Origin of the sequence: Sphaerisporangium sp. NPDC051017 (genome assembly GCF_040683095.1) — a bacterium.
Taxonomy (GTDB): Bacteria; Actinomycetota; Actinomycetes; order Streptosporangiales; family Streptosporangiaceae; genus Sphaerisporangium.
Genome location: NZ_JBFBCI010000010.1, coordinates 133,362 through 157,001, shown reverse-complemented (window position 1 = coordinate 157,001; position 23,640 = coordinate 133,362). Strand labels below are relative to the sequence as shown.

26 protein-coding genes are annotated in these 23,640 nt (G+C 72.1%); 14 read left to right on the top strand and 12 right to left on the bottom strand.

Going from position 1 to position 23,640, the window contains the following annotated elements:
- Positions 1–42: 42 nt before the first annotated feature.
- From AB0M95_RS12160 to AB0M95_RS12150, 3 genes are all read right to left on the bottom strand, one after another.
- Positions 43–897, bottom strand: coding sequence for a DUF1684 domain-containing protein (locus AB0M95_RS12160; RefSeq protein WP_363762523.1), 855 nt, complete (start codon positions 895–897; stop codon positions 43–45).
- Between the two features lie 203 nt (positions 898–1,100).
- The gene (locus AB0M95_RS12155) at positions 1,101–1,970 is read right to left on the bottom strand and encodes a class I SAM-dependent methyltransferase (RefSeq protein ID WP_363762519.1); all 870 of its coding nucleotides are present in this window, start codon (positions 1,968–1,970) and stop codon (positions 1,101–1,103) included.
- Positions 1,971–2,088: 118 nt separating this feature from the next.
- Positions 2,089–2,685, bottom strand: a complete 597-nt coding sequence (locus AB0M95_RS12150) for an XRE family transcriptional regulator (protein WP_363762516.1) — start codon at positions 2,683–2,685, stop codon at positions 2,089–2,091.
- Between the two features lie 94 nt (positions 2,686–2,779).
- Here AB0M95_RS12150 and AB0M95_RS12145 point away from each other — a divergent pair, with 94 nt between their 5' ends.
- From AB0M95_RS12145 to trxA, 3 genes are all read left to right on the top strand, one after another.
- Positions 2,780–3,790: an NAD(P)/FAD-dependent oxidoreductase gene (locus AB0M95_RS12145; protein WP_363762513.1), complete on the top strand. Its 1,011-nt coding sequence runs from the start codon at positions 2,780–2,782 to the stop codon at positions 3,788–3,790.
- A 238-nt stretch (positions 3,791–4,028) separates the two neighbouring features.
- Positions 4,029–5,519 carry an MFS transporter gene (locus AB0M95_RS12140; RefSeq protein WP_363762509.1) on the top strand — a complete coding sequence of 497 codons (1,491 nt, stop codon included), beginning with the start codon at positions 4,029–4,031 and terminating at the stop codon, positions 5,517–5,519.
- Between the two features lie 160 nt (positions 5,520–5,679).
- Positions 5,680–6,045: a thioredoxin gene (trxA, locus tag AB0M95_RS12135; protein WP_358513803.1), complete on the top strand. Its 366-nt coding sequence runs from the start codon at positions 5,680–5,682 to the stop codon at positions 6,043–6,045.
- A 166-nt stretch (positions 6,046–6,211) separates the two neighbouring features.
- On the opposite strand, the gene AB0M95_RS12130 is transcribed toward trxA, so the two are convergent.
- From AB0M95_RS12130 to AB0M95_RS12120, 3 genes are all read right to left on the bottom strand, one after another.
- Positions 6,212–7,303, bottom strand: a complete 1,092-nt coding sequence (locus tag AB0M95_RS12130) for a pyridoxal-phosphate dependent enzyme (protein WP_363762505.1) — start codon at positions 7,301–7,303, stop codon at positions 6,212–6,214.
- A gap of 80 nt (positions 7,304–7,383) precedes the next feature.
- Complete coding sequence (locus tag AB0M95_RS12125; RefSeq protein WP_363762503.1) at positions 7,384–7,593, bottom strand: hypothetical protein; 210 nt, start codon at positions 7,591–7,593, stop codon at positions 7,384–7,386.
- Complete coding sequence (locus AB0M95_RS12120) at positions 7,590–8,387, bottom strand: hypothetical protein (RefSeq protein WP_363762500.1); 798 nt, start codon at positions 8,385–8,387, stop codon at positions 7,590–7,592. Before AB0M95_RS12120 ends, AB0M95_RS12125 begins: the two co-directional genes overlap by 4 nt.
- Positions 8,388–8,476: 89 nt before the next feature.
- Here AB0M95_RS12120 and AB0M95_RS12115 point away from each other — a divergent pair, with 89 nt between their 5' ends.
- A complete protein-coding gene (locus AB0M95_RS12115; RefSeq protein WP_358513811.1) occupies positions 8,477–9,037 on the top strand; it encodes a Chromate resistance protein ChrB in 561 nt (186 codons plus the stop codon).
- A 50-nt stretch (positions 9,038–9,087) separates the two neighbouring features.
- Here AB0M95_RS12115 and AB0M95_RS12110 read toward each other — a convergent pair whose 3' ends face one another.
- Positions 9,088–10,494 (bottom strand): amidase, encoded by a 1,407-nt coding sequence (locus tag AB0M95_RS12110; protein WP_363762496.1) that lies wholly within the window; start codon positions 10,492–10,494, stop codon positions 9,088–9,090.
- Between the two features lie 105 nt (positions 10,495–10,599).
- Positions 10,600–11,100 (bottom strand): Cys-tRNA(Pro) deacylase, encoded by a 501-nt coding sequence (ybaK, locus tag AB0M95_RS12105; protein WP_363762493.1) that lies wholly within the window; start codon positions 11,098–11,100, stop codon positions 10,600–10,602.
- A gap of 101 nt (positions 11,101–11,201) precedes the next feature.
- Between ybaK and hisD the strand changes: the two genes are divergently transcribed.
- The 8 genes from hisD (at position 11,202) to hisF (ending at position 17,052) form a co-directional block, all read left to right on the top strand.
- Positions 11,202–12,506, top strand: a complete 1,305-nt coding sequence (gene hisD / locus AB0M95_RS12100; protein WP_358513817.1) for a histidinol dehydrogenase — start codon at positions 11,202–11,204, stop codon at positions 12,504–12,506.
- Positions 12,503–13,690, top strand: coding sequence for a histidinol-phosphate transaminase (locus AB0M95_RS12095; RefSeq protein WP_363762490.1), 1,188 nt, complete (start codon positions 12,503–12,505; stop codon positions 13,688–13,690). The genes hisD and AB0M95_RS12095 overlap by 4 nt, the downstream gene beginning before the upstream one ends.
- Complete coding sequence (gene hisB, locus AB0M95_RS12090; protein WP_358513821.1) at positions 13,687–14,307, top strand: imidazoleglycerol-phosphate dehydratase HisB; 621 nt, start codon at positions 13,687–13,689, stop codon at positions 14,305–14,307. Before AB0M95_RS12095 ends, hisB begins: the two co-directional genes overlap by 4 nt.
- Positions 14,304–14,459 (top strand): hypothetical protein, encoded by a 156-nt coding sequence (locus AB0M95_RS12085; RefSeq protein ID WP_358513823.1) that lies wholly within the window; start codon positions 14,304–14,306, stop codon positions 14,457–14,459. Before hisB ends, AB0M95_RS12085 begins: the two co-directional genes overlap by 4 nt.
- Positions 14,450–15,082, top strand: a complete 633-nt coding sequence (hisH, locus tag AB0M95_RS12080) for an imidazole glycerol phosphate synthase subunit HisH (RefSeq protein ID WP_363762486.1) — start codon at positions 14,450–14,452, stop codon at positions 15,080–15,082. Before AB0M95_RS12085 ends, hisH begins: the two co-directional genes overlap by 10 nt.
- Positions 15,083–15,155: 73 nt before the next feature.
- Positions 15,156–15,509, top strand: a complete 354-nt coding sequence (locus tag AB0M95_RS12075) for a hypothetical protein (RefSeq protein ID WP_358513827.1) — start codon at positions 15,156–15,158, stop codon at positions 15,507–15,509.
- Between the two features lie 3 nt (positions 15,510–15,512).
- Complete coding sequence (priA, locus tag AB0M95_RS12070; protein WP_363762482.1) at positions 15,513–16,235, top strand: bifunctional 1-(5-phosphoribosyl)-5-((5-phosphoribosylamino)methylideneamino)imidazole-4-carboxamide isomerase/phosphoribosylanthranilate isomerase PriA; 723 nt, start codon at positions 15,513–15,515, stop codon at positions 16,233–16,235.
- Positions 16,236–16,281: 46 nt separating this feature from the next.
- Positions 16,282–17,052 carry an imidazole glycerol phosphate synthase subunit HisF gene (gene hisF, locus AB0M95_RS12065; RefSeq protein ID WP_363762479.1) on the top strand — a complete coding sequence of 257 codons (771 nt, stop codon included), beginning with the start codon at positions 16,282–16,284 and terminating at the stop codon, positions 17,050–17,052.
- A gap of 282 nt (positions 17,053–17,334) precedes the next feature.
- On the opposite strand, the gene AB0M95_RS12060 is transcribed toward hisF, so the two are convergent.
- A complete protein-coding gene (locus AB0M95_RS12060) occupies positions 17,335–17,496 on the bottom strand; it encodes a hypothetical protein (protein ID WP_363762477.1) in 162 nt (53 codons plus the stop codon).
- Positions 17,497–17,677: 181 nt separating this feature from the next.
- Positions 17,678–18,313: a TIGR03085 family metal-binding protein gene (locus AB0M95_RS12055; protein WP_358513835.1), complete on the bottom strand. Its 636-nt coding sequence runs from the start codon at positions 18,311–18,313 to the stop codon at positions 17,678–17,680.
- A 206-nt stretch (positions 18,314–18,519) separates the two neighbouring features.
- Here AB0M95_RS12055 and AB0M95_RS12050 point away from each other — a divergent pair, with 206 nt between their 5' ends.
- A complete protein-coding gene (locus tag AB0M95_RS12050; protein ID WP_363762576.1) occupies positions 18,520–20,310 on the top strand; it encodes an ABC transporter ATP-binding protein in 1,791 nt (596 codons plus the stop codon).
- The gene (locus AB0M95_RS12045; RefSeq protein ID WP_363762473.1) at positions 20,307–22,079 is read left to right on the top strand and encodes an ABC transporter ATP-binding protein; all 1,773 of its coding nucleotides are present in this window, start codon (positions 20,307–20,309) and stop codon (positions 22,077–22,079) included. Before AB0M95_RS12050 ends, AB0M95_RS12045 begins: the two co-directional genes overlap by 4 nt.
- On the opposite strand, the gene AB0M95_RS12040 is transcribed toward AB0M95_RS12045, so the two are convergent.
- Together AB0M95_RS12040 and AB0M95_RS12035 are read right to left on the bottom strand one after the other, a co-directional pair.
- Positions 22,043–22,597: a GNAT family N-acetyltransferase gene (locus AB0M95_RS12040; RefSeq protein ID WP_363762471.1), complete on the bottom strand. Its 555-nt coding sequence runs from the start codon at positions 22,595–22,597 to the stop codon at positions 22,043–22,045. The two genes, AB0M95_RS12045 and AB0M95_RS12040, sit on opposite strands and share 37 nt — an antisense overlap.
- Before the next feature lie 10 nt (positions 22,598–22,607).
- Positions 22,608–23,627 carry an ABC transporter substrate-binding protein gene (locus AB0M95_RS12035; RefSeq protein WP_363762468.1) on the bottom strand — a complete coding sequence of 340 codons (1,020 nt, stop codon included), beginning with the start codon at positions 23,625–23,627 and terminating at the stop codon, positions 22,608–22,610.
- Positions 23,628–23,640 lie beyond the last annotated feature (13 nt).

The following is a 23,640-nucleotide window of genomic DNA, read 5'->3' as shown; positions in this document are numbered from 1 at the left end:
CTCCTCCGAACGGCCGCGGATCCGGCCACCTGGAGGAGCGGCTCACCCGCCGTACGGCGGCGCCGATTTCCGGTGGAGCAGGGCGCGTTCGCCTGCCTCGACGCGGATGGGCAGGTGGTTGCCGGGAGGCGAGAGGGGGCAGCCGAAGATGGCCGGGTTCAGGTGGTGGTGGGAGAGCGTCGCCTGGTTGAAGTCGACCGGCACGGTGCTGCCGGGCTCCAGCAGGGGCAGCATGAGCCAGCGGCCGATCTCGGGCGTCTCGTTGCCGTTGGTCTCGTCCGTGAACACCACCAGGCGCTGGCCGGGCATGGTCTGGATGACGGCCAGCACGTATTCGGTGCCGTCGATCGTCACGACCAGGTCGACAGGGGCCAGGATGGCCTCGGTGCTGCGCGGGGTGGTCAGCCGCCCCACCTCGATGCGGCGGCCCTCGGGAGCCGCCCGGTAGGTGCCTTCGAACACCCACGAGGGGTCGTAGGGGAAGGTTTCGATCCCGCTGAGGCCGGAGCGTTCGACGGCATGGCGGTCCATGACCACCACGCCGTAGGAGCCGTCGGCGCTACCGGCGAAGCCGAAGCGGTCGTTGGGAAATCCCAGAGCGCTGTCCGAGGGCACTTCGGCCGTTCCGTCGACCGTTGTTCCGTTGATGGTCAAGCCGTCCTCGGCCGCGGCCGTCACGGTCAGGGCGCCGACTTCGTTGAGGCTCCACTCACCGGGCACGCCAGGGAGTGTGTGCGTGTCGCGGTCGCTGATCCTGCGAACGGCGACGACCTTGGCCTTGCCGTTCGCTCCGGTGAGTTCTTCCCACCGGCCCTCGCGCCACGCCTCGTACTCGGCGGGCACCGAGTCATGGCCTGCCGTGGCCTGCAGGCCGAAGGGGGGCAGACATGCGGTCATCAGAGTGCTCCTTTTCTCTCCGCCGCGAACGCCCCCAGTTGGAGGGCCCAGTTGGAGGGTCCGCGGCGGTGTCTGCGCGGAAGGGGCCGCGCGGGATCACTACTTAACCTACAAGACATGTCTGAAATACAGGAAAAGGTTGCGTAGAAGGCAAGACACTGGGCGTCGGCGTTGCCCGGCGGGCAATCGGCGTGAGTTGAGGGTCAGATGCGGCGTGCGGCCCAGACGGTGCGTTCGGTGCGTACCCGGAGGTCGTCGCGGCGCAGGATGCTGTGGGGGCTGTCCGTGTCGAGCAGCCGGTCGAGCGCGGCGAGGTCTTCGGCCGAGAGCGCTTCGGCGGCGACGCCGCGGATGCGCCGAAAGGCGCCCAGGGCGTACTGGCCGATGGTTTCGCTGTGGGAACCGTCGATGTTCACGGTGATGGTGCGCTCGCCGTCGAGGGTGAACCCGGCGGCGGTGAGCATCGGTCCCCAGTCGGCGCCGCGGTGGGGCACGTGTTCGGCGTGGAAGTGGGCGGTCGCGGCGTGGCAGCGGTCTTCCAGGCCGGGCCGGTCTTCGGGGGCGTCTTCTGGCAGGAAGCGGGGGAACCCGGCCAGCTCGACGACGGCGAACAGGCCGCCGGACCGGAGCATGTCGTGGACGTTGCGCAGGGCGTGGTGGGGGTCGGCCATGTGGTGCATCGAGGCCGAGGCCCAGACCAGGTCCGGCGTGCCGAGGTCGGGCCAGTCGGCGGCGTCGAGGTCGGCCTGCACGGTACGCACACGGTCGTCCACACCCTGGGCGCACGACTTCTCCCGCAGGCGCTGAAGGTGTCCGGGCGAGGCGTCGACGGCGATGACGTGAGCCTCGGGGAAACGGTTCAGGAGGGCGAAGGTGCCCGCTCCCGTGCCGCAGCCCAGGTCGACGATCTGGCGCGGGCCGGTTTTCAGGGGCAGCCATGCGGTGATGGCGGCGATGTGCTCGGCGAGGACTTCCGCGTCCAGGTCGAGGATTTCCGCCTGGCCGGCGTCGTCCTGCTGGTGGTGGCCGTGCTGCGCGCCGTGGTGGGGGGTGTGCGGATGTGAGTGGGTCATGCCGTCACCGTAGGGCGGGTTTGCCGAACGGCGCGACGGCTCCCGGGATGCGCAAGATGTCGGCGCGTGGCGGTGCCCGACGCGCAACGCGCACCCGTACCGGGGGTGCGCGTTGCCGTCATTCGCAGATGCGAGGGGTATCGCAGTCGCCGGCGTTGTCGCGCTGGTGTCCGCGGCGGGCATCGCGGTCGAAGATGCCCAGGATTTCACACGGCCCGCCTTCGGCGCCGATGGCGTGCGGCATCATGGTGGGGAACTCGGCGGCCTGGTTGGTCTCGAGACGGAAGCGCCGGTGGCCCAGCATGAGCATCGCGGTGCCGGAGAGCACGACCAGCCATTCCCTGCCGGGGTGGGCGCGCATGCGGGAGGGGTTGTCGGGCGGTGGCTCGGTCATGCGCTGGCGTACGACGCTCATGCCGGGGTCGCCCTTCACGGGCCAGCGCATCAGGCTGTGGGCGCCGTCGATCATCGGGCTGGTGACGACGTCGTCGGCGGCGGTCTCGACGAGCTGGTCGAGGGTGGTGTCCAGGGCACGGGCGAGGGTGACGAGCTGGTCCAGGGCGAGGCGGCGCTGACCGTTCTCGATGCGGCTCAGTGAGGACTGGCTGAGGTTGGCGCGGGTGGCCAGTTCTTCCAGGGACCAGCCCTGCGCGACCCGCAGGGCGCGGATGCGTTTGCGTACGAGGCTGTCCAGCTCTCCACTTTCTTGCGTCATGCGCACCATCGTATGCCCTTCTCGCAATGCGGGTTTAACGTCGTGTGCAGAAGGCCCGACGCGGCTGGGGCCACGCACGAGAAAAGGGCACGACATGTCTGTGCAGACTTCCCGCTACGCGAGCGACGCACTGCCTGGCGAGACCGTGGACGTTGTGGTGATCGGCGCCGGCCCCGCGGGCTTGAACGGTGCGCTGATGCTGGCCCGCTCCCGCCGCGCGGTGGTCGTGATCGACAGCGGCACCCCGCGTAACGCGCCCGCCGAGGCCATGCACGGCTTCATCGTGCTGGACGGCACGCCGCCCGCCGAGCTGCTCAGGCGGGGCCGGGAGCAGGTGCGCCGGTACGGCGGCCGGATCGTATTCGGAGAGGTGACCTCTGCCGAACCGGCCGCCCCGGCCGCCGACGGTGATCTGCGTTTCATGGTCACCCTGGCCGACGGCGGCACGGTGACGGCGCGCCGCGTGCTGGTGGCCACCGGCCTGCGGGACGTGCTGCCGGACGTGCCCGGCCTCGCCCGGCACTGGGGGCACGGTGTGGTGCACTGCCCGTACTGCCACGGCTGGGAGGTGCGCGACGAACCGATCGGCATCCTCGCCGCCGGCCCCGCCACGATCCACCACGCGCTCCTGTACCGCCAGCTGACCGACGACCTCGTCTACTTCACCCACGGCACCGATCTCGACGAGAACACCCGCGCGCGCTTCGCCGCCCGCGACATCCGCATCATCGACACCCCGGTGCGGGAGGTCATGACGAGCGAGGACGGCGGCATCGCGGGCGTGCGCCTGACCGATGGCACGGTCGTGGCCCGCCGCGTCCTCGCGGTCGCCACGCGGATGCAGGCCCGCACCGAGGGCCTGAGCGGCCTGAAGCTGCCGATGGAGGACCTGCCCGACAACATGGGCCGCCGCTTCGCCTCCGGCATGGCCGGCACCACCGAGGTGCCGGGCGTGTGGGTCGCCGGCAACGCCACCGACCTGACCGCCCAGGTGGGCGCCTCCGCCGCGGCGGGCGCTCTGGCGGGCTCCCACATCAACGCCCTCCTGGCCACCGCCGACACCGACGCGGCCCTCGCCGCGGCCCGGATCGGCACCACCGTCTGACGTCAGGGCTCGTACCAGCCCGCACCCCCCGCGTTCAGCCGCGCGTGGTGGCCGGACCCCTACTCCATCCACTTCGGCGACCGGACCTGCTCCGGCGCCTGACTCTGCATGCCCATTTTGAGAGGGATCTATGAGTACGAGCCAGCAACCACAGGTGGCGGCCGCTGACGGAAGCGGCGGAGGCGCACCGGATGCGCGTCAGCTGCGAGCCATTCTGATTGCCGCCTGCATCGCGCTGATGGCCGTCATCGCGTCGGTGTCCGGGCTGAACGTCGCCCAGACGCACATGGCCGTCGAGTTCGGCGCCTCACAGAACATCATTTTGTGGATCATCAACATCTACACCCTGACCCTGGCCGCGCTGCTGCTGCCGCTCGGCGCGATCGGTGACCGCCTGGGCCGCAAGCCCATGCTGATCGCCGGGCTGGGCGTCTTCGGCGTCGCCGGCGTCGCGGCGGGCCTGGCTCCGACGGCCGAGGTGATGCTGGCCGCGCGCGTGGCCGGCGGTATCGGCGCCGCGATGATCATGCCCATCACTCTCGCCGTCATCACCTCCACCTTCCCCGAGGAGGAACGCGGCAGGGCGATCGGTGTGTGGACCGCCGTCGCCGGAGGCGGCGGCATCCTGGGCATGTTCCTCTCCGCGCTCCTCGTCGACGTCGCCGACTGGCGCTGGCTGTTCGTCCTGCCCGTGGTCCTGGTCATCGTGGCCCTGGCCATGACGCTGAAGTCGGTCCCCAACTCCCGCGAGAGGTCCCACCACAGCTTCGACACGGTCGGCGCGCTGGTATCCACGGTCGCGGTGGTCGGGCTCATCTTCGTCCTGCAGGAGGGCCCCGAGCGTGGCTGGACCGCGCCCGCGACTCTGATCAGTCTCGCTGTCGGTCTCATCGCCGCCATCGGCTTCGTGGCCTGGGAGCTGCACCGCCGGGACGCCTCGCTGCTGGACGTGCGCCTGTTCCGTGAGCGTAGGCTGGCCGGCGGCTCGATCACGCTGCTGGTGGTCTTCGGCGTCCAGGCGGGCATCGCCGTGGTCCTCTTCCCGTTCTTCCAGGCCGTGCTCGGCTGGTCGGGGCTGGTGTCCACGCTGGCCCTGATGCCCATGGCCGTCATGATGATGATGACGTCCGGCCTCGCCGCCAAGCTGGAGGCACGCATCGGCTCCCGCACGACCATGGCCACAGGCATCGCGCTGGCCGCCGTCGGCCTGGCCCTCATGGCCCTCTTTGTCTCCGCCGACGGCGGCTACCTGACCACCCTGCCCGGCATGCTCGCCATGGGCATCGGCATGGGCCTGTCGATGACCCCCTCCACAGAGGCCATCACCGGCTCCCTGCCGCGCGAGGAGCAGGGCGTCGCCTCCGCACTCAACGACGTCACCCGCGAGTTCGGCACTGCCCTCGGCGTCGCCCTGCTCGGGGCGCTGCTGTCAGCCGGCTACCGCAGCGCCATCGACGACCGCCTGCAGGGCATTCCCCAGGGTGCCGCGGACACCGCGCGCGAAGGTATCGCCAATGCCATCGAGGTGGCGGGCAGCACCGGCTCGCACGCCCAAGACCTGATCCACGCCGCCCAGCAGTCCTTCGTCGACGGCTGGCAGCAGGCCATGTGGGCAGGCGTCGCCGTCATGGGTGTTCTGTTCGTCTACATCGCCCTGCGCGGCCCCAAGAACTCCGCCCCCGTGGCCGAAGACGACGCCGAGGTCACCGAGGCCGTCGCCGCCCGATAACGGCGTGAGCGGTGGGCGGACGGCACGAAGAACGCCGTCCCAGGGTTGGGCGTTGGGCACCGCGACCTCGCCGTGCCCAACGCCCAACGCCGACCGTCTCAGCTCTCGGACCACCACCAAGCAGTGCCGACCACCCAGACACCGAGCAGGAGTACCACGGATGAGCACCATCGAACTGACCGCGGACAACTTCAACGAGGTCATCTCCGGCAACGACTTCGTCATAATCGATTTCTGGGCCGAATGGTGCGGCCCCTGCCGAAAGTTCGGACCGGTATTCGAGCGGGTCTCAGAGAAACACGAAGGGCTCGTCTTCGCCAAGGTCGACACCGAAGCTCAGCGGGAACTGGCCGGGGCATTCGAGATCACCTCGATCCCCACCCTCATGATCGTGCGCGAGAGCATCCTCGTCTTCCGCCAGGCCGGCTCACTGCCGGAGGCCGCCCTCGACGACCTCATCAACCAGGCACGCGGCCTCGACATGAACGACGTACGCGCCTCCGTCGCCGCCGAGTCGGCGACCTGATGGACAGATGCTCACGCCAGACCGAGCGGCATGACATCCAGTGTGACGTAGGGCCTGCCTTGTAGTTGCAGGCCGATGCCGCGGTGCCGGGCGGACACGAATTCGTGCGGGCCCGATGGCGCCGGGCCCAGCGCGCGGAGGCGTCCCACTCCGGCGGAAGCATCTCTCACAGGGACGCCTTGAGGCCGGAGCCGCAGAGCGGCGCCACGACCGGACCGGCGGCGACCAGGGGAGAGCCCTCGGCGCGCAGCCGCCGCACGGCTGCGTAGGAGACCGCGCCCGTGGGCTCGACCCACAGGCCCCGGGCGGCGAGCGCGGCGTGCGCCTCGGCGATCTCGTCCTCACCGACGGTGACGAACACGCCGCCGGTGTCCGCGACGGACTCCAGGATGCGCGATCCGCGGGCGGGGCCGGCGATGGCGATGCCCTCGGCGACGGTGCCGCCCGGCCGTACCGCCCGGGGCTCCTTCTCGCCCGCAGACCAGGCGGCGGCCAGCGGGGCGCACAACTCGGCCTGGACGGCGACGATGCGCGGCACGCGGTCGATGACACCGGCGGCGCGCAGTTCGGCGAAGCCGCGGTGGGCGCCGAGCACCAGGGTGCCGTTGCCCGCGGGCAGCACCAGCGTCTCGGGCACGACGCCGCCGAGCTGCTCGAAGATCTCCAGCGAGTAGGTCTTGGTGCCCTCGTGGAAGTAGGGGTTGTACACGTGGCTGGCGTAGAACGCGCCGGTCTCCTCCACGCGGGCGATGGCGGCGGCGGCCGTGTCCTCGCGCGAGCCCTCGACCACGACGACCTCGGCGCCGTGCCCGCGGATCTGCAGCAGCTTCTTCTCGCTGGTACCGGCGGGGACGAAGATCTGCGCCGGGACGCCGGCGCGGGCCGCGTAGGCGGCCACCGCGGTCCCGGCGTTGCCGCTGCTGTCGGCCACCAGCCGCTCCGCGCCGAGCGCGCGGGCGAGCGCCACGAGCACGACCGCGCCCCGGTCCTTGAAGGAGCCGGTGGGGGAGGCGAACTCCATCTTGAGATACAGCCCTCCGTCCTCCTCGACCAGCGGGGTGCCGCCCTCGCCGAGCGTGACCTCCCGCCAGGGCACGTCCCCGGCGTCCAGGTAGCGCCACAGCGAGGAGACGCCGGTCGCGGCCGGCCACCGCGCCGGGGCGAGCGGCAGGTCCAGCAGGCCGCCGCAGTCGCAGCGCCAGCGGCCGGCGGCCGGGGCGTGCGAGCGCCCGCAGCGGCATTCGTACGGAGTGAGCATGAGACCTCTTCGACACCGTGCTAGAAGTAACGGCTGCTACTGAAACATCGGGGCATTCCATGGGTGCGTGCCGTGCCGGCTCACCCGCGCACGTCCACGATCATGCTCACGGTGAAGAACGCGAACAGCGCGACGGCGCCGACGATCACCAGGGCCGTGCCGGAGAGGATGCCCGCCGTCATCGCCAGCACGGTGAGCGCCAGCGCGGCGACGACCGCCGCGGCGATCTTCCAATCGTCTCCGATGATGAAGTCGTACCAGAACATCACGAAGCCCTTGAGGAACTTCACCGGGCCATCTCCTTCCCGAGCGCCGCGACCGGGGCGGGGCGCTTCAGCTTGGGCAACACGACGACGAGAACGCGGGAGAGCAGCAGCCAGCCGGCCAGCAGGACCAGGATCGACAGGTCGCCGCCGGGCCAGTCCAGGCTCTCGTGGCCGATGCCGAACACGCCGAGGCCCTCGACCGCCCAGTAGGTGCCGAAGGAGGCCAGGAGCAGGCCCACCCCGTACTTGAGGGTGTTCTCCGGGATCATCGAGAGCGGGCGGTGCAGCAGCGCGCCGAGCAGCAGCACGATGCCTCCGGCCACGACCGCCCCCCACACCGCGGCGGGCACGTCGCCGGCGCTGAGGCCGAAGGTGATGACGATGAAGACCACCTCGACGCCCTCCAGGAAGACGCCCTTGAAGGAGACGGCGAAGGCGAAGGAGTCGATGCCGAAGCGCCGGCGGGAGCCGGCCGCCTTGGCGGCGGCGGTCTGGCCGGCGTACTCCTCGGTCTCGTCGTGCATCGCCTTGAGGCCGCTGGCGCGCAGGGTGGCCTTGCGCAGCCACTGCAGTCCGAAGATCAGCAGCAGTGTGCCGACGGTGAGCTGGAGCGCGGCCTCGGGGAGCCAGGTGCTCAGCGCGTAGCCGGCCGCCATGGTGAACGCCGCGAGGGCCACCAGCGCGGCGGCGGTGCCCGCGAGGGCGGATCGCCAGCCACGGGTGAAGCCCATGGCCAGCACGATGGTCAGTGCCTCGACGAACTCGACGAACGAGGCGAGGAAGGTGGAGCCGACCAGACCCAGGGTCGTCCCTTGCACCGATGATCTCCCTGCTGTGTGTAGCAGATGTTTCATCGAAACGATAGTTATTTTGTTCTGGGTATGTCAACGGCTGGTAATCTGGGCCGGTGGCGAAGGAATCCGAGATCGGGCGGCGGTGGTTGCTGCTCATCTACCGCGTGCCGTCCCAGTCGTCCAAGGCGCGCGTCGCGGTCTGGCGCGATCTCAAGCGGCTCGGCGCCCTCTACCTCCAGCAGGCGGTCTGCGTGCTGCCCGACCGCGAGGAGCTGCGGGCGGCCCTGGGGCGCGTGTGCGAGCGCATCGCCGAGCTGGAAGGTTCCAGCCACTTCTTCGTCCTCGACGACGTCGACGACCGCGAGCAGGAGCAGATCGTCGACGGCTTCCGCGCCAACTCCACCAAGGAGTACGAGGAGATCGTCGAAGAGTGCGAGACGAAGTTCTTCAAGGAGATCGAGTTCGAGCGGTTCCGCGAGAACTACACGTTCGAGGAGGCCGAAGAGATCCGGCAGGATCTCGAGAAGCTGCGCCGCTGGCTGCGCAAGGTCGAGGGCCGCGACTGGATCGGCGTCCCCAGCCGCGACAAGGCCCGCGAGCGGGTCGCCGAATGCGAACGGCTCCTGGAGGACTTCGAGGCCGACGTCGCCGAGCGCGTCGGCGAGGCGGGCTGAGGCCCGGAGTCAGAGGCCGCGAAAGCCCGTGATCAGAGCCGAGGCCGTGATCAGAGAGGCGGGCGGACGCCGCCGTGGCCGGTCGCCCGCTCGATGGCGTGGGCGACCCGCAGCACGGTGAGGTCCGCCCACGGCCGTCCGACGATCTGCACGCCCACCGGCAGTCCTTCCGGGGTGAACCCGCAGGGGACCGACGCCGCGGGGGCGTGCAGGACGCTGATCCAGTACGCCGAGCGCATCCACGCCAGGTAGTCCGGCATCGGCGTGCCCGCCACCTCGGTGACGTACGGCTGGTCGACGGGGAACGGCGGCACCTGGCTCACGGGGGCGACGAGCACGTCGTAGCGGTCGAAGAACGCGTTCATGCGCTGGAACAGGGCGCTGCGCAGGCGCTCGGCGCGGGCGAGGTCGGCGGCCGTGACCGCGCGGCCCCGCTCGACGTTCCAGGCGACGTTGGGGCCCACCATGTCGGCGGGCAGGCCGCCGAAGGCGTTCAGGTAGTGCCAGGCACGCAGGGTGCGGAAGGCATCCTCGGCCGGGGACAGGTCCAGGTCGACCTGCTCGACCTTGGCGCCGAGCCCGGCCAGCACCGCGGGGGCCTCCGCCGTGACGGCCGCCGTCCGCGGGTCCACGGGCAGGCCGCCGAGGTCGGGGCTGAAGGCGACCCGCAGGCCGGTGACGTCGGGGTCGAGGGAGGCGGCGAAGGCCGAGCCGTCCTCGCGGATCGCGAACGGCGAGGTGGGCGCGAAGCCGGAGATGACGCTCATGAGCAGCGCGGCGTCGCCCACCGTGCGCGCCATGGGCCCGGAGACGCCGAGCGTGAACCACGCCGAGGTGGGGGAGGCGTCCGGCACCCGGCCGGGTGTGGGGCGCAGGCCGACCACGTTGCAGAAGGACGCGGGGTTGCGCAGCGACCCGCCCATGTCGGAGCCGTCGGCCAGCGGCACCATGCCCGAGGCCAGGGCCGCGGCCGCCCCTCCGCTGCTGCCGCCGGCGCTGCGGGACAGGTCGTAGGGGTTGCGGGTCGCGCCGAACACCTCGTTGACGGTGTGGGAGCCGGTGCCGAACTCGGGCGTGTTGGTCTTGCCGACGGTCACGGCGCCCGCCGCCCGGGCGCGCCGCACCACCAGGGCGTCGGCGGCGGGGACGTGGTCGGCGAACAGCCGCGAGCCGTAGGTGGTGCGGACGCCGGCGGTGTCGGTCAGGTCCTTGTAGGCGATGGGCAGGCCGTGCAGCGGGCCGCGCCACCGGCCGCGGGCGGCGTCCTCGTCCAGCTCGCGGGCCTGGTCGAGCGCGAGGTCGGCGGTCAGCGTGACGATCGCGTTGACCTCGCGGCCGACCTCGTCGATCCGTCGCAGGTGCGTCTCGGCCAGTTCGGTGGCGCTGATCTGCCTGGATCGCAGCAGGTCGCGCATTTCGAGCGCGGAGAGGTAGAACAACTCGGTCGATTCGCCCATCGTGACCCCTCGGCTCGTCCTCGCCTCATTCTGATCGCCCTGACCACGCCAGTCTGTCGGCGGGGCGCCCTCGCGGGCGATGGCAAGACCTGATCAACCGATGGGTCAGGACTGCTTGGCGATGAAGGCGGTCGCCGCCCGCGTGAGGCGGACCAGCTCGGCGGGCGCGGTCTCGATCTGCAGGCCCCGGCGGCCGGCCGAGAAGTAGATCGTCTCGAACTCCAGCGCCGAGGAGTCGACCACGGTGGGCAGGGCCTTGCGCTGCCCGAGCGGGCTGATGCCGCCGACGACGTAGCCGGTCACCCGCTCGACCTTGGCGGCGTCGGCCATGGCGGCGCGCTTGCCGCCCAGGGCGGCGGCGAACGCCTTCAGGTCCAGCTTGCCGGACACCGGCACGACGGCGACGGCGAGCCCGGACTCGACCTCGGCCACGAGGGTCTTGAAGATGCGCGCGTAGGGCAGGCCGAGTGCGTCGGCGGCCTCCTCGCCGTACGCCTGGGCGTTCGGGTCGTGGTCGTAGGGGTGGAGGCTGAAGGCGGCGCCCGCCTGGGTCAGGGCGACGGTCGCGGGAGTGCCCTGGCCTCCCTTGCTCTTGGCCTTGCTCACGGCGCTCAGCTTAACGCGAAGTTAAAATCTACAATGTAAAGGCGCCGTCCGAATGGCGGACCAAGACCGGACCGGGGCGCCGCCCTCCGTAGACTGGACCGGTGATATCCCGTATCGACCTGCGCGGGTCCCTTCCCGAGGACCTGCGCCACGTGCTGCCCCGCGCCGAGCTCGACGTCGAGGCCGCCCTGGCGAAGGTGCGGCCCGTGTGCGACGACGTTCGCCATAGGGGCCTCGCGGCCGTGCGGGAGCTGACGGCCCGGTTCGACGGCGTCGAACTGGAGTCCACCCGCGTGCCCGCCGAGGCGATCGCCGAGGCCGCCGCCGGGCTCGGCCCCGACGTCCGCGCCGCCCTGGAGGAGTCGATCCGCCGCGCCCGGCTCGTCCACCACGACCAGCGCCGCACGGACGTGACCACGCACGTCGTCCCGGGCGGGACGGTCACCGAGCGGTGGGTGCCCGTCGAGCGGGTGGGCCTGTACGTGCCCGGGGGCCGCGCGGTGTACCCCTCCAGCGTCGTCATGAACGTCGTGCCCGCCCAGGAGGCCGGGGTGCCGTCCCTGGCGGTGACGTCCCCGCCGCAGGCCGACTTCGGCGGGCTGCCCCACCCGACCATCCTCGCGGCGTGCGCGCTGCTCGGCGTGGACGAGGTCTACGCCGTCGGCGGCGCCCAGGCCGTGGCGATGTTCGCCTACGGCACCGAGGAATGCGCGCCGGTCTCCATGGTCACCGGTCCGGGCAACATCTGGGTCGCCGCCGCCAAGCGCCTGCTCAAGGGCCGCATCGGCATCGACTCCGAGGCCGGTCCCACCGAGATCGCCGTCCTCGCCGACGACACCGCCGACCCGGCGCACGTCGCGGCCGACCTGATCAGCCAGGCCGAGCACGACGTGATCGCCGCCGCCGTGCTCGTGACCACCAGCGAGAAGCTCGCCGAGGCCGTCGAGAAGGAACTGCCCGGCCAGGTCGCCGCCACGCGCCACTCCGAGCGGATCGCCGAGGCCCTGTCGGGCCGCCAGTCGGGCATCGTGCTGGTCTCCAGCCTGGAGGACGGGCTGAAGGTCGTCGACGCCTACGCCGCCGAGCACCTGGAGATCCAGACGGCCGGCGCGGCCGAGGTCGCCGCCCGGGTGCGCAACGCGGGGGCGATCTTCGTCGGCCCCTACTCCCCGGTGTCCCTCGGCGACTACCTCGCCGGGTCCAACCACGTGCTGCCGACCGGCGGCTGCGCCTGCCACTCCTCGGGCCTGTCGGTGCAGACGTTCCTGCGCGGCGTCCACGTCGTCGACTACACGCGCGAGGCGCTCGCCGAGGCCGCCGCGCACGTCTACGCGCTGTCGGAGGCCGAGGACCTCCCCGCCCACGGCGCAGCCGTCCGGGCCCGGTTCGGCGGGGGGACGCGATGACGGCGGACGCGGCCGGCCGCAGGGCCACGCTGGCCGACCTGCCCATCCGCGACGACCTGCGCGGGCGCTCGGCGTACGGCGCGCCGCAGATCGACGTGCCGGTGCGGCTGAACACCAACGAGAACCCCTACCCGCCCTCGCCGGGCCTGGTCGCCGACCTCGCCGAGGCCGTGCGGCGCGACGCCTCCGAGCTCAACCGCTACCCCGACCGCGACGCCGTCGCCCTGCGCGAGGACCTCGCGGCCTACCTCGGCCACGGGCTGGGCGTCGAGCGGGTGTGGGCGGCCAACGGGTCCAACGAGGTGCTCCAGCAGATCCTGCAGGCGTTCGGCGGGCCGGGCCGGTCGGCCATGGGGTTCGAGCCGTCCTACTCCATGCACCCGATCATCACGACCGGCGCCGCCACCCGGTGGATCTCCGGCGCCCGTGAGGACGATTTCGGCATCGACCCCGGCAAGGCCGTGGCCGCCGTCGAGGAGCACCGTCCCGACATCGTGTTCCTGACCAGCCCGAACAACCCGACCGGCACGGCGCTGCCGCTGGAGGTCATCCGGCGGGTGGCCGAGGCCGCGCCCGGCATGGTCGTCGTGGACGAGGCGTACTTCGAGTTCGCCCGCACCGGCACGCCGAGCGCGCTGAGCCTGCTGCCGGGCAACCCGCGGCTGATCGTCACGCGCACGATGTCCAAGGCGTTCGCCATGGCCGGCACCCGGCTCGGCTACCTCGCCGCCGACCCGGCCGTGATCGAGGCGCTGCTGCTGGTGCGCCTGCCCTACCACCTGTCCACGCTGACGCAGGCCGCGGCGCGGGTCGCGCTCGCGCACCGCGACGAGCTGCTCGGCACGGTCGACCGGCTGCGCGCCGAGCGTGACGCCTGCGTGCGGTGGCTGCGCGAGCGGGGCCTGTCCGTGGCAGACTCCGACGCCAACTTCGTGCTGTTCGGGCGTTTCCCGGACCGGCGCGCGGTGTGGCAGGGGCTGCTGGAGCGCGGCGTGCTGATCCGCGAGGTCGGGCCGCCGCGGTGGCTGCGCGTCTCGGTCGGCACCTCCGGCGAGATGGAGGCCTTCCGCGAGGCGATGTCCGCCGTGCTGGAGGACCTCCCGGCGCCCGCCGCCGCGGACCCGTCCCGATCAACCCCCGCGGCCGGAACGTCCGGACGCGGCGACCTGGAGGCGATCCTGTGACCAGTCCCGCCGTACGCGAGCCGAGGCCGCGCACCGGCCGCGTGGAGCGTACGACCAAGGAGACCTCGGTGCTGGTGGAGGTCGACCTCGACGGCACCGGCCGGGTCGACGTGGCCACCGGCGTGGGCTTCTTCGACCACATGCTCGCCCAGCTCGGCAAGCACGGCCTGTTCGACCTGACCGTCAAGACCGACGGCGACCTGCACATCGACTCCCACCACACCATCGAGGACACCGCGCTCGCGCTGGGCGCCGCCTTCCGCGAGGCCCTGGGCGACAAGTCCGGCATCCGGCGGTTCGGCAGCGCGTCGTGCCCGCTGGACGAGGCGCTGGCCGAGGTCACCGTCGACCTGTCCGGCCGCCCCTACCTCGTGCACTCCGAGCCCGAGGGCATGGCCCCGATGATCGGCCCCGAGTACGACACCACCCTCACCCGGCACATCCTGGAGTCGTTCGTCGCCCAGGCCGCCGTGTGCCTGCACGTCCGCGTGCCGTACGGGCGCAACGCCCACCACATCGTCGAGGCGCAGTTCAAGGCGCTGGCCCGCGCGCTGCGCGAGGCCACCGAGCGCGACCCCCGCGCCACGGGCGTGCCGAGCACCAAGGGCGTGCTGTGACCTCCAACTGGACCGCCATCGCCATGATCTTCGTCGGTCTCTTCCTGATCGGCGGGACGTACTCCTTCGCCCGGCAGGGCATCAAGGTGGGCGCCGTCCTGGTCGGCGCCGGCGCCGTGCTGGCTCTCGCCGCGGGGGTGTTGTGGTGGTGAACGTCGTCGTCCTGGACTACGGCTCGGGCAACCTTCGCTCGGCCGAGCGCGCGCTGGCCCGCGCCGGCGCGACCGTCACCGTGACCGCCGACGCCGACGCCGCGCTCGCGGCCGACGGGCTGGTCGTGCCCGGCGTCGGCGCGTTCTCCGCCTGCATGGACGGCCTCAGGGCCGTGCGCGGCGACCAGATCATCGGCCGCCGCCTGGCCGGGGGACGTCCCGTGCTCGGCATCTGCGTCGGCATGCAGATCCTGTTCGCCGAGGGCGTAGAGCACGGCGAGCGCGCCGAGGGGTGCGGCGAGTGGCCCGGCGTCGTCGAGCGGCTGGACGCGCCCGTCCTGCCCCACATGGGCTGGAACACCGTCCAGGCGCCCGAGGGTTCGGTGCTGTTCGCCGGGCTCGATCCCGCGACGCGCTTCTACTTCGTGCACTCCTACGGCGTGCGCAAGTGGGAGCTGGAGGCCGGCCCCGGGTTCACCCCGCCGCTGGTCACCTGGGCCGAGCACGGCGTGCCGTTCGTCGCGGCCGTCGAGAACGGGCCGCTGTCGGCCACGCAGTTCCACCCGGAGAAGTCCGGGGACGCCGGGGCCACGCTGCTCAAGAACTGGCTGGGCACGCTGTGAGCCCGCGCGGCACGGCCTTACCGGGCGGGTACGGCCCGCTCGCCGTGGCCCGTACCCTCGGTTAGGGGGCCGTGTGAGCAAGGAGCGCGCCCGCCGCCGCGCCGAGCGGGAGGCCGAGCATGCCCGGCAGGCCGCCGCGCGCGCCGAGCGCGAGGCCAGGCTCGCCCGGCGGCGCGCGCGCTGGAACCGCCTGACGGGGCGCGTCCCCCGTCCGATCCGGCCCCGTCTGATTCGAGTGGCCCGCCAGGGCGGCCTGATCGCCCGGCGCCACCGCGCGCAGAACGCCGTCGTGGCCGTGCTGTTCGTGCTCGTGCAGGCCCTGGCCTGGATCCTGCTCGACGGGTGGGCCGCCCGGGCGGGCGTCCTGGTGTTGTCCCTACTGCTCGTCCCGGTGCTCGTCACCGTCGTATTCGACCGGAGGTCGTGAACAATGTCGCTGGTTCTGCTCCCCGCAGTGGACGTCGCCGACGGCCAGGCCGTCCGCCTGGTACAGGGGGAGGCGGGCACGGAGACCTCCTACGGCGATCCGCTCGCCGCCGCGCTGGCCTGGCAGAGCGCGGGCGCCGAGTGGATCCATCTGGTCGACCTCGACGCCGCCTTCGGCCGGGGCTCCAACCGCGAGCTGCTGGCCTCGGTCGTGGGCGCGCTGGACGTGCAGGTGGAGCTGTCGGGCGGCATCCGCGACGACGCCTCCCTGGAGGCCGCGCTCGCCACCGGGTGCCGGCGGGTCAACATCGGCACGGCGGCCCTCGAGAACCCGACCTGGTGCTCCAAGGTGATCGCCGAGTACGGCGACAGGATCGCCATCGGCCTGGACGTGCGCGGCACCACGCTCGCCGCCCGGGGCTGGACGAAGGAGGGCGGCGACCTGTGGGAGGTGCTGGACCGGCTGGAGTCCGACGGCTGCCCCCGCTACGTCGTCACGGACGTGACCAAGGACGGCACGCTGCGCGGCCCGAACCTGGACCTGCTGCGCGACGTCTGCGCCCGCACCGACAAGCCGGTGATCGCCAGCGGCGGCGTCTCATCCCTGGACGACCTGCGCGCGCTGTCCACGCTGGTCCCCGAGGGGGTCGAGGGCGCCATCGTCGGCAAGGCGTTGTACGCGCAGGCGTTCACGCTGGAAGAGGCGCTCGCGGCGGTGCGGTCGTGAACGGCTCGGTGGCGGGCTCGGTGTGGGGCCTGGGGGAGGGGCGGTCGTGAGCGTCGCCGTGCGCGTGATCCCCTGCCTGGACGTGGACGCCGGGCGGGTGGTCAAGGGCGTCAACTTCGAGAACACGCGGGACGCGGGCGACCCCGTCGAGCTGGCCCGGCGCTACGACGCCGAGGGCGCCGACGAGCTCACGTTCCTGGACATCACCGCCTCCTCGGGCGACCGGCAGACCATGTTCGACGTGGTGAGCCGCACCGCCGAGCAGGTCTTCATCCCGCTGACCGTCGGCGGGGGAGTGCGCTCGGTGGACGATGTCGACCGCCTGCTGCGCGCGGGCGCCGACAAGGTGTCGCTGAACACCGCCGCCATCGCCCGCCCCGAGTTGCTCACCGAGGCCTCGCGCCGGTTCGGCGCGCAGTGCGTCGTGCTGTCGGTCGACGCCCGGCGCGTGGTGGACGGCCCGCCGACGCCCTCGGGGTTCGAGGTGACGACGCACGGCGGGCGGCGGGGCACCGGCATCGACGCGATCGAGTGGGCGCGCCGCGGCCAGGAGCTGGGCGTCGGCGAGATCCTGCTGAACTCCATGGACGGCGACGGCACCAAGGACGGCTACGACCTGGAGATCATCCGGGCCGTGCGCGCGGCCGTCACCGTGCCGGTCATCGCCAGTGGCGGCGCGGGGGCGCTGGAGCACTTCCCACCGGCGGTGGAGGCGGGCGCGGACGCGGTGCTGGCCGCGAGCGTCTTCCACTTCGGCCATCTCACGATCGGCGACGTCAAGAAGACGCTGCGCGAGTCGGGCCACCCCGTCCGCTGAGGTCCGCCGAGGGTCCGCCGAGGTCCTGATCGTCGTCGGATGAGCGTCCGGTGCGGCCCGGCCGCCGGGGCCCGGCCTCGACGGCCGGGCTCTCGCACCGCGCGGCGTCGGCTGGGTGCTCTGCCTGCTCCCCGTCAAGGCCGACCAGAAGTGACCCGGGGCCCGCGATCGCTCGACCGGGCGGCGGGCTTTCGCCGGACGGGCATGGCCGGGAGGTGGTCCGCTCCCGGCCCCGTTCCCGGCCGGGCCGTCGACGCGTGCGCGGGCGGACGCGTGCGCGGGTCAGCCCAGCAGGCGTGAGAAGAACATCGCGAGCTGCGACGCGCCGGAGCTGATGCCGTTGAACAGGCCCTTCACGGCGGTCGCGGCCTCGGCGGGCCGGGAGTACATGTAGAAGACCACGAAGGCGATGGCGAGGTACAACAGCACCTTTTTGGTCTTCATCGGCTGCCTCCCGCGGGTCCGGTGACGAGGTCCTACCCGGGGGCCAAAGGCCCTGATCTCCGCAATCGGTCATGGAACGACCCCGTGGCGATCATATCCACGCCACATCCGATATGACCTAAAACCGGATATCCGGTTGTGCTGTGCCTATGGCCTCGCTCCGCTCGGAGGGTTCGGGAGGTCAGGCGCCGAGGTGGGTGGCGTTCAGGCGGGCGATGGACATGGGGTCGCCATCGCAGGTGACGCGGGCGTGGTCCTGGCGGCCGAATCCGTACATCAGCAGCTCGGCCGGGTCGCCGGTGACGACCACGTGCGGCTCGGCCTTCTTGGCCCCGGCCCGGCGGCCGTCGGTGTGGCGCAGTATCACGCCGACCGGCGCCCGGCGGAACATGAACCGGCCGCCGCTCGCCAGCCGCTTCCAGACGGTCTCGGCCAGATCGGCCGGCAGTTCGCGCGGCTCCCAGCCCGGCTGGGCCCGCCGGACGTCCTCGTGGTGGACCAGGAACTCCAGCGTGTTGACCATACTGTCGAGCCCGGGCACGAAGCCGTACGGCGTCCACTTGGGCGGGCCCTGGCGCACGGCGTCCACGATCTCGGCGTAGCTTTTACCGGACTTGATGCGGTTCTGCACGGACGCGGTGTAGCCGGCCAGGGCGGGGATGGCGATGCCGCCCGCCGCGTCGAACCGCCGCTCGCGGAGCACGAGGTGGGCGGCGAGGTCGGCGGTCGTCCAGCCCTCGCACAGCGTGGGCGCGTCGGGGCCCAGGTCGTCGAGGAGGTCACAGAGTGCGGCGCGCTCGGCGCGTGCGTGCGTCACCCGATCACCCTACTCATCGGCGCGTGCGGCCGATCGGGCGCGGTAGGGGGTGGGAATAAACGGGTTGCTGCGGATGATAGGGATTTAGGCAGGCAACTCCCAACGCCCTACGTCGAAGCTGTGTGAAAGCCCCCGTCTTCCCCAGACGGCCCCCGTTCGAGAGGACCCCCGGCGTGCCGAGCGAGCGCGACTCCAACCCGACCGTCATGCGCCAGGGATTCCGTGTCCTCGGCCACGCCATCAGGACGGAACCGCGCGTGTTCGCGGGCGCTGTGCTCGCCAGCTCCGTCTACGGGATCATGACGGTCGGCTCGTCGTGGGCGCTCGGCCGGGCCACGGAGGACGCCGTGCTGCCCGCCTTCCGCGACGGGAAGGCGAGCACCGGGGCCCTGCTCATCGCGGCCCTGCTGATCGTCGGCGTGGCCGTCCTGAAGGCGGCGGGCGTGATCGGGCGCAGGGCGCTCGCGGGCATCATGCAGTACCGCATGCAGGCCCGCTCGCGGCGCGCCGTCACCCGCCAGTACCTGCGGCTTCCCCTCGCCTGGCACCACCGCCACCCGACCGGCCAGTTGCTGTCGAACGCGAGCTCCGACGTCGAGGCGGCCTGGGCGCCGCTCGCGCCGCTGCCCATGGCCGTCGGCGTGGTCGTCATGCTGGTCACCGCCGCGGTCGCGATCCTGCTGGTGGACCCGCTGCTCGCCATCGTCGGCTTCCTGATCTTCCCCGCCATCGCCGGAATGAACTTCGTCTACCAGCGCCGCCTGTCGCCCCTGATGATGCGCTCGCAGCAGGTCCGCGCCGAGGTCAGCGAGATCGCGCACGAGAGCTTCGACGGCGCGCTGGTCGTCAAGACCCTGGGCCGGGAGGACACCGAGGCCGCCCGCTTCCAGGCCGGGGCCGACCGGCTGCGGGACGCCAACATCGCTGTCGGGCGCGTGCGCGGCCTGTTCGACCCCCTGCTGGAGGCGCTGCCCACGCTGGGCGTGCTGGCCGTGCTGCTGTTCGGGTCCGTCCGGCTTCAGGCGGGCGCCGTGTCGGCGGGCGAGCTGATCCAGGTGTCCTACCTGTTCACGCTGCTGGCCTTCCCGGTGCGCGCGCTCGGCTGGGTGCTGGCCGAGCTGCCGCGCAGCGTCGTGGGCTGGACGCGGGTGCGCGCCGTGCTGGACGCGACCGGCTCGATGGAGTACGGCGGAGAGCTCCTGCCCGGCACCGGCCCCGCCCGGGTGGAGGTGCGCGACCTGACCTACGGCTACACCCCGGACGCGCCGGTGCTGTCCGGGGTCGGCTTCGACGTGCGGCCCGGCCGGACCGTCGCGATCGTCGGGCCCACCGGGTCTGGCAAGTCCACGCTGACCCAGCTGCTGGTCCGGTTGATCGACCCCGACGACGGCTCCGTCCGCGTGGACGGCGTCGACCTGCGCGACATCGCGCCGGGCCGGCTCAGCTCCGCCGTCTCGCTGGTCCCGCAGCAGACGTTCCTGTTCGACGACACCGTCCGCGGCAACCTGACCCTCGGGGACGACGGCGATCACGCCGTGCCGGACGAGAAGATCTGGGCGGCGCTGCGGCTGGCCCAGGCCGAGGGGTTCGTCAGCGCGCTGCCCAAGGGCATCGACACTCGGGTCGGCGAGCGCGGCGCGACCCTGTCGGGCGGCCAGCGACAGCGGCTCGCGCTCGCCAGGGCCCTGGTGCGCGAGCCGCGGCTGCTCATCCTGGACGACGCCACCTCCAGCGTGGACGCGCAGGTCGAGGGACGGATCCTGTTCGGCCTGCGCGAGGGGTCGCCGGAGTCGACGGTGATCGTGGTCGCCTACCGCATGGCGACGATCGCGCTGGCGGACGAGGTGGTCTACCTCGAACGTGGACGGGTCGCCGACCGCGGCACCCACAACGAGCTCCTCGGCCGCTGCCAGGGATACCGCAACCTGGTGACGGCCTACGAACGTGAGGAGGCCGAGCGCGCGGCGCTGGACGCCGGTGAGGAGATCGTGGCATGACGCTGTCGGTGAACGAGCGCTCGGCGCTGGCGACGTTCCGGCGCGGGTTCGCGCTGTCGCCGGAGTTCAAGGTCGGGCTGCCGGTGACGCTGACGCTGGCCGTGCTCGCCACGGTCGGCAAGATCATCGTCCCCATCGCGATTCAGCAGGTCATCGACCGCGGGCTGAAGGGTACGACGCCCGACCTGCCGTTCATCAGGAACGCCGTCGTGCTGTGCGCCGTCGCCGTGATGCTGACCGCGGTGTGCGGCTACCTGATGAACGTCCGGCTGTACCGCTCGACCGAGTCCGGCCTGGCCTCGCTCAGAGGCAAGGCATTCCGGCACGTCCACGACCTGTCGGTGCTCACGCAGAACACCGAGCGGCGCGGCGCGCTGGTCTCCCGGGTCACCGGCGACGTCGACCAGATCAGCACGTTCATGCAGTGGGGCGGCCTGATGGTCATCGTCTCGCTAGGTCAGTTGCTCATCGCGAGCGTGCTGATGGCCGTCTACTCCTGGCAACTCGCCCTGCTCGTCTGGGCCTGCTTCGTGCCGCTGGTGATCGCGCTGCCGCGGTTCCAGCGCTGGGTGGCCCGCGCCTACACCGGGGTCCGCGAGCGCACCGGGGACATGCTGGCCGCCGTCAGCGAGACGGTGGTCGGCAGCGCGGTGATCCGCGCGTACGGCTCGGAGGAGCGGATCGCGCGGCGGATCGACACGGCGGTGGACGCGCACCGGAAGGCGCAAACCCGGGCCCAGAAGATCGTCGCGACCACGTTCCCGATCACCGAGTTGGTGGGCGCGGTCGCCATCGCGGGCGTGGTGGTGCTCGGCGTCCACCTCGGCGTCGGCGGGACGATCTCGCCCGGGAAGCTGATCGCCTTCCTGTTCCTGATCACGCTGTTCATCAGCCCGCTGCAGACCGCCACCGAAGTGCTGAACGACGCGCAGAACGCCATCGCGGGCTGGCGCCGCGTCCTCGGCGTGCTGGACACCCCGGCGGACGTGGCCGATCCCGGCGCGGCGGGCGTCGTCCTGCCGCGCGGCGCGATCACGGTCACCTTCCAGAACGTCGGCTTCGCCTACCCCGGCGGCCCGCCCGTGCTGCACGACGTGAGCGTCGAGATCACGCCCCGCACGCGCGTCGCGGTGGTCGGCGAGACCGGGTCGGGCAAGACCACGTTCGCCAAGCTGCTCACCCGGCTCATGGACCCGACCGATGGCCGCGTCCTGGTCGACGGCGTGGACCTGCGCAAGGTGCGCTTCTCGTCGCTGCGCGAGCGGATCGTCATGGTGCCGCAGGACGGTTTCCTGTTCGACGGCTCGCTGGCCGACAACATCCGCTACGGACGTCCCTCGGCCACCGACGCCGAGATCACGCTCGCCCTCACCGAGCTCGGCCTCACCGACTGGCTGGAGGGCCTGCCCGCGGGGCTGGAGACTCCGGTCGGCCAGCGCGGCGAGTCGTTGTCGGCGGGCGAGCGCCAGCTCGTCGCCCTGGCCCGCGCCTACCTGGCCGACCCCGACCTGCTGCTGCTCGACGAGGCGACCTCCGCCGTCGACCCGGCCACCGAGGTGCGCATCGGCCGCGCCCTGGACGGGGTCACGCGCGGGCGCACGGCCGTGTCGATCGCCCACCGCCTGTCCACCGCCGAGGTGGCCGACGAGGTGCTGGTGTTCGAGCACGGCCGCGTCGTCCAGCGGGGCCCGCACGAGGAGCTGCTGCGAGAGGACGGCGTGTACGCCGACCTCTACGCGTCCTGGACCTCCGGCGCCCACACGTCCTGACCCGCATCCCGGCCGCCGCCGGCCGGGAGGTCCTTCTCGAAGATCAGGTGGTCCAGCGTCTCGACGGGGACGGACAGGTCGTGCAGCGGCCGGTACCCGGCGCGCAGGTACAGCCCGGCGGCCTCCGGCTGGCGGGGGCCGGTCGTCAGGTGGACGCGCCGGTAACCCCGGCGGGCAGCCTCCTCCTCCAGCGCCCGCACGACCAGCAGCCCGAGCCCCCGCCTGCGGTGGCCGGAGTGGGTCCAGATCCGCTTGAGCTCGGCCGTCACGGCGTCGTACCGGCGGAACGCGCCCCCGGCCACCGTCACGCCGCGCTCGACCAGGATCAGGAACGAGCCGCCCGGCGGGGCGAACTCGGCGTCGGGGTAGCGGCCGAGCTCGTCGTTCGGCCCGTACCTGGTGTGGTACTCCAGGTGGAGGCCGGCCAGCAGGGGCGCGGCGGCGGGGTCGCGCACCTCCACCTGGCGGGTCTCGATCGTCTCCGTGGCGGCGGGCGGCGTGGCGGCGTCGTGGGTCATGCGGCGGGGCTCACTTCCTCTGGCGTGGCAGGCCCGGGGGGTTGACCTGCGAGGTCGGGATGGCCTCGTTCGACAGTCCCCAGCGCTTGAGCACCTCGGCGTACTTCCCGTTCTTGATCACGGTGTTCAGCGCCTCGGAGACGGGCTGGACGAGCCCGTTGCCCTTCTGGGTCATGGCGGCGATGAGGCCCTGCAGGGACTCGCCGGCGCCGGACAGCGTCCCGACGATCTTGGTGTCCCCGCTCACCGCCGCATGGTATGCCGAGGTCGGGTTCGGGCCGAAGTAGGCGTCGATGCGGCCGGACTTCAGGGCCAGGTAGTAGTCGGCGGGCCGCTGGTAGTACTGCACCTCGATGGGGGCGAGACCGGCCTTCTTGTTCTGCTCGTCCCAGTCCAGCAGGATCTTCTCCTGGTTGGTGCCCGAGCCGACCGACACCTTCAGCCCCGCGATGTCCGACGGCTGCGCGATCTTGGTGACCTTCCCGTCCTTGGCGACCTCCCAGGCGAGCTGGTCGACGCGGTAGGTCGCGAAGTCGTAGATGTCCTTGCGTTCCTCGGTGACCGTGATGTTGGAGAACCCGACGTCGTCCTTGCCCGACTTCACCGCGAGGAAGAGGTTCTCCCACGAGGTGCGGTCCAGCCGCAGTTTCAGGCCGAGCACGTCGGCGACGAGCTGGGCGATGTCGGACTCGACGCCGATCACGGTGCTGTCGTCGTCGGCGAGGAAGGACAGCGGCGGGGTGCCGTCCCCGGTGATCCCGACGATCAGCTCGCCGCGGGCGCGGATGGCCTCGGGCACCTTCGCGGCGACGTCCTCCGCCTTGTCCGCCCGGACGCGGTTCTGCTCCGGGCTGGTGTTGATCTTCAGCGGGGCGGTGGCCGCGGCGTCGGAGGCGTTGACCGGGGCGGCGGCGGGGGCGTCCCCGCCGGTGGCCGAGCCCTGACCGCAGGCCGTGGCCAGCAGCGCGAGCAGGCCGAGCGCGGCCACACGGCGGTGGGCATGACGGACCGCACGGGGGAGTGTTGCCATTGCGTTCGTTCCT

Bases quoted from the DNA above. Each gene is read 5' to 3' on its own strand.
- AB0M95_RS12160 (WP_363762523.1), bottom strand. From the start codon at position 897: ATGACCGCATGTCTGCCCCCCTTCGGCCTGCAGGCCACGGCAGGCCAT.
- AB0M95_RS12155 (WP_363762519.1), bottom strand. From the start codon at position 1,970: ATGACCCACTCACATCCGCACACCCCCCACCACGGCGCGCAGCACGGC.
- AB0M95_RS12150 (WP_363762516.1), bottom strand. From the start codon at position 2,685: ATGACGCAAGAAAGTGGAGAGCTGGACAGCCTCGTACGCAAACGCATC.
- AB0M95_RS12145 (WP_363762513.1), top strand. From the start codon at position 2,780: ATGTCTGTGCAGACTTCCCGCTACGCGAGCGACGCACTGCCTGGCGAG.
- AB0M95_RS12140 (WP_363762509.1), top strand. From the start codon at position 4,029: ATGGCCGTCATCGCGTCGGTGTCCGGGCTGAACGTCGCCCAGACGCAC.
- trxA (WP_358513803.1), top strand. From the start codon at position 5,680: ATGAGCACCATCGAACTGACCGCGGACAACTTCAACGAGGTCATCTCC.
- AB0M95_RS12130 (WP_363762505.1), bottom strand. From the start codon at position 7,303: ATGCTCACTCCGTACGAATGCCGCTGCGGGCGCTCGCACGCCCCGGCC.
- AB0M95_RS12110 (WP_363762496.1), bottom strand. From the start codon at position 10,494: ATGGGCGAATCGACCGAGTTGTTCTACCTCTCCGCGCTCGAAATGCGC.
- AB0M95_RS12095 (WP_363762490.1), top strand. From the start codon at position 12,503: ATGACGGCGGACGCGGCCGGCCGCAGGGCCACGCTGGCCGACCTGCCC.
- priA (WP_363762482.1), top strand. From the start codon at position 15,513: ATGTCGCTGGTTCTGCTCCCCGCAGTGGACGTCGCCGACGGCCAGGCC.
- AB0M95_RS12060 (WP_363762477.1), bottom strand. From the start codon at position 17,496: ATGAAGACCAAAAAGGTGCTGTTGTACCTCGCCATCGCCTTCGTGGTC.
- AB0M95_RS12050 (WP_363762576.1), top strand. From the start codon at position 18,520: ATGCGCCAGGGATTCCGTGTCCTCGGCCACGCCATCAGGACGGAACCG.
- AB0M95_RS12045 (WP_363762473.1), top strand. From the start codon at position 20,307: ATGACGCTGTCGGTGAACGAGCGCTCGGCGCTGGCGACGTTCCGGCGC.
- AB0M95_RS12040 (WP_363762471.1), bottom strand. From the start codon at position 22,597: ATGACCCACGACGCCGCCACGCCGCCCGCCGCCACGGAGACGATCGAG.
- AB0M95_RS12035 (WP_363762468.1), bottom strand. From the start codon at position 23,627: ATGGCAACACTCCCCCGTGCGGTCCGTCATGCCCACCGCCGTGTGGCC.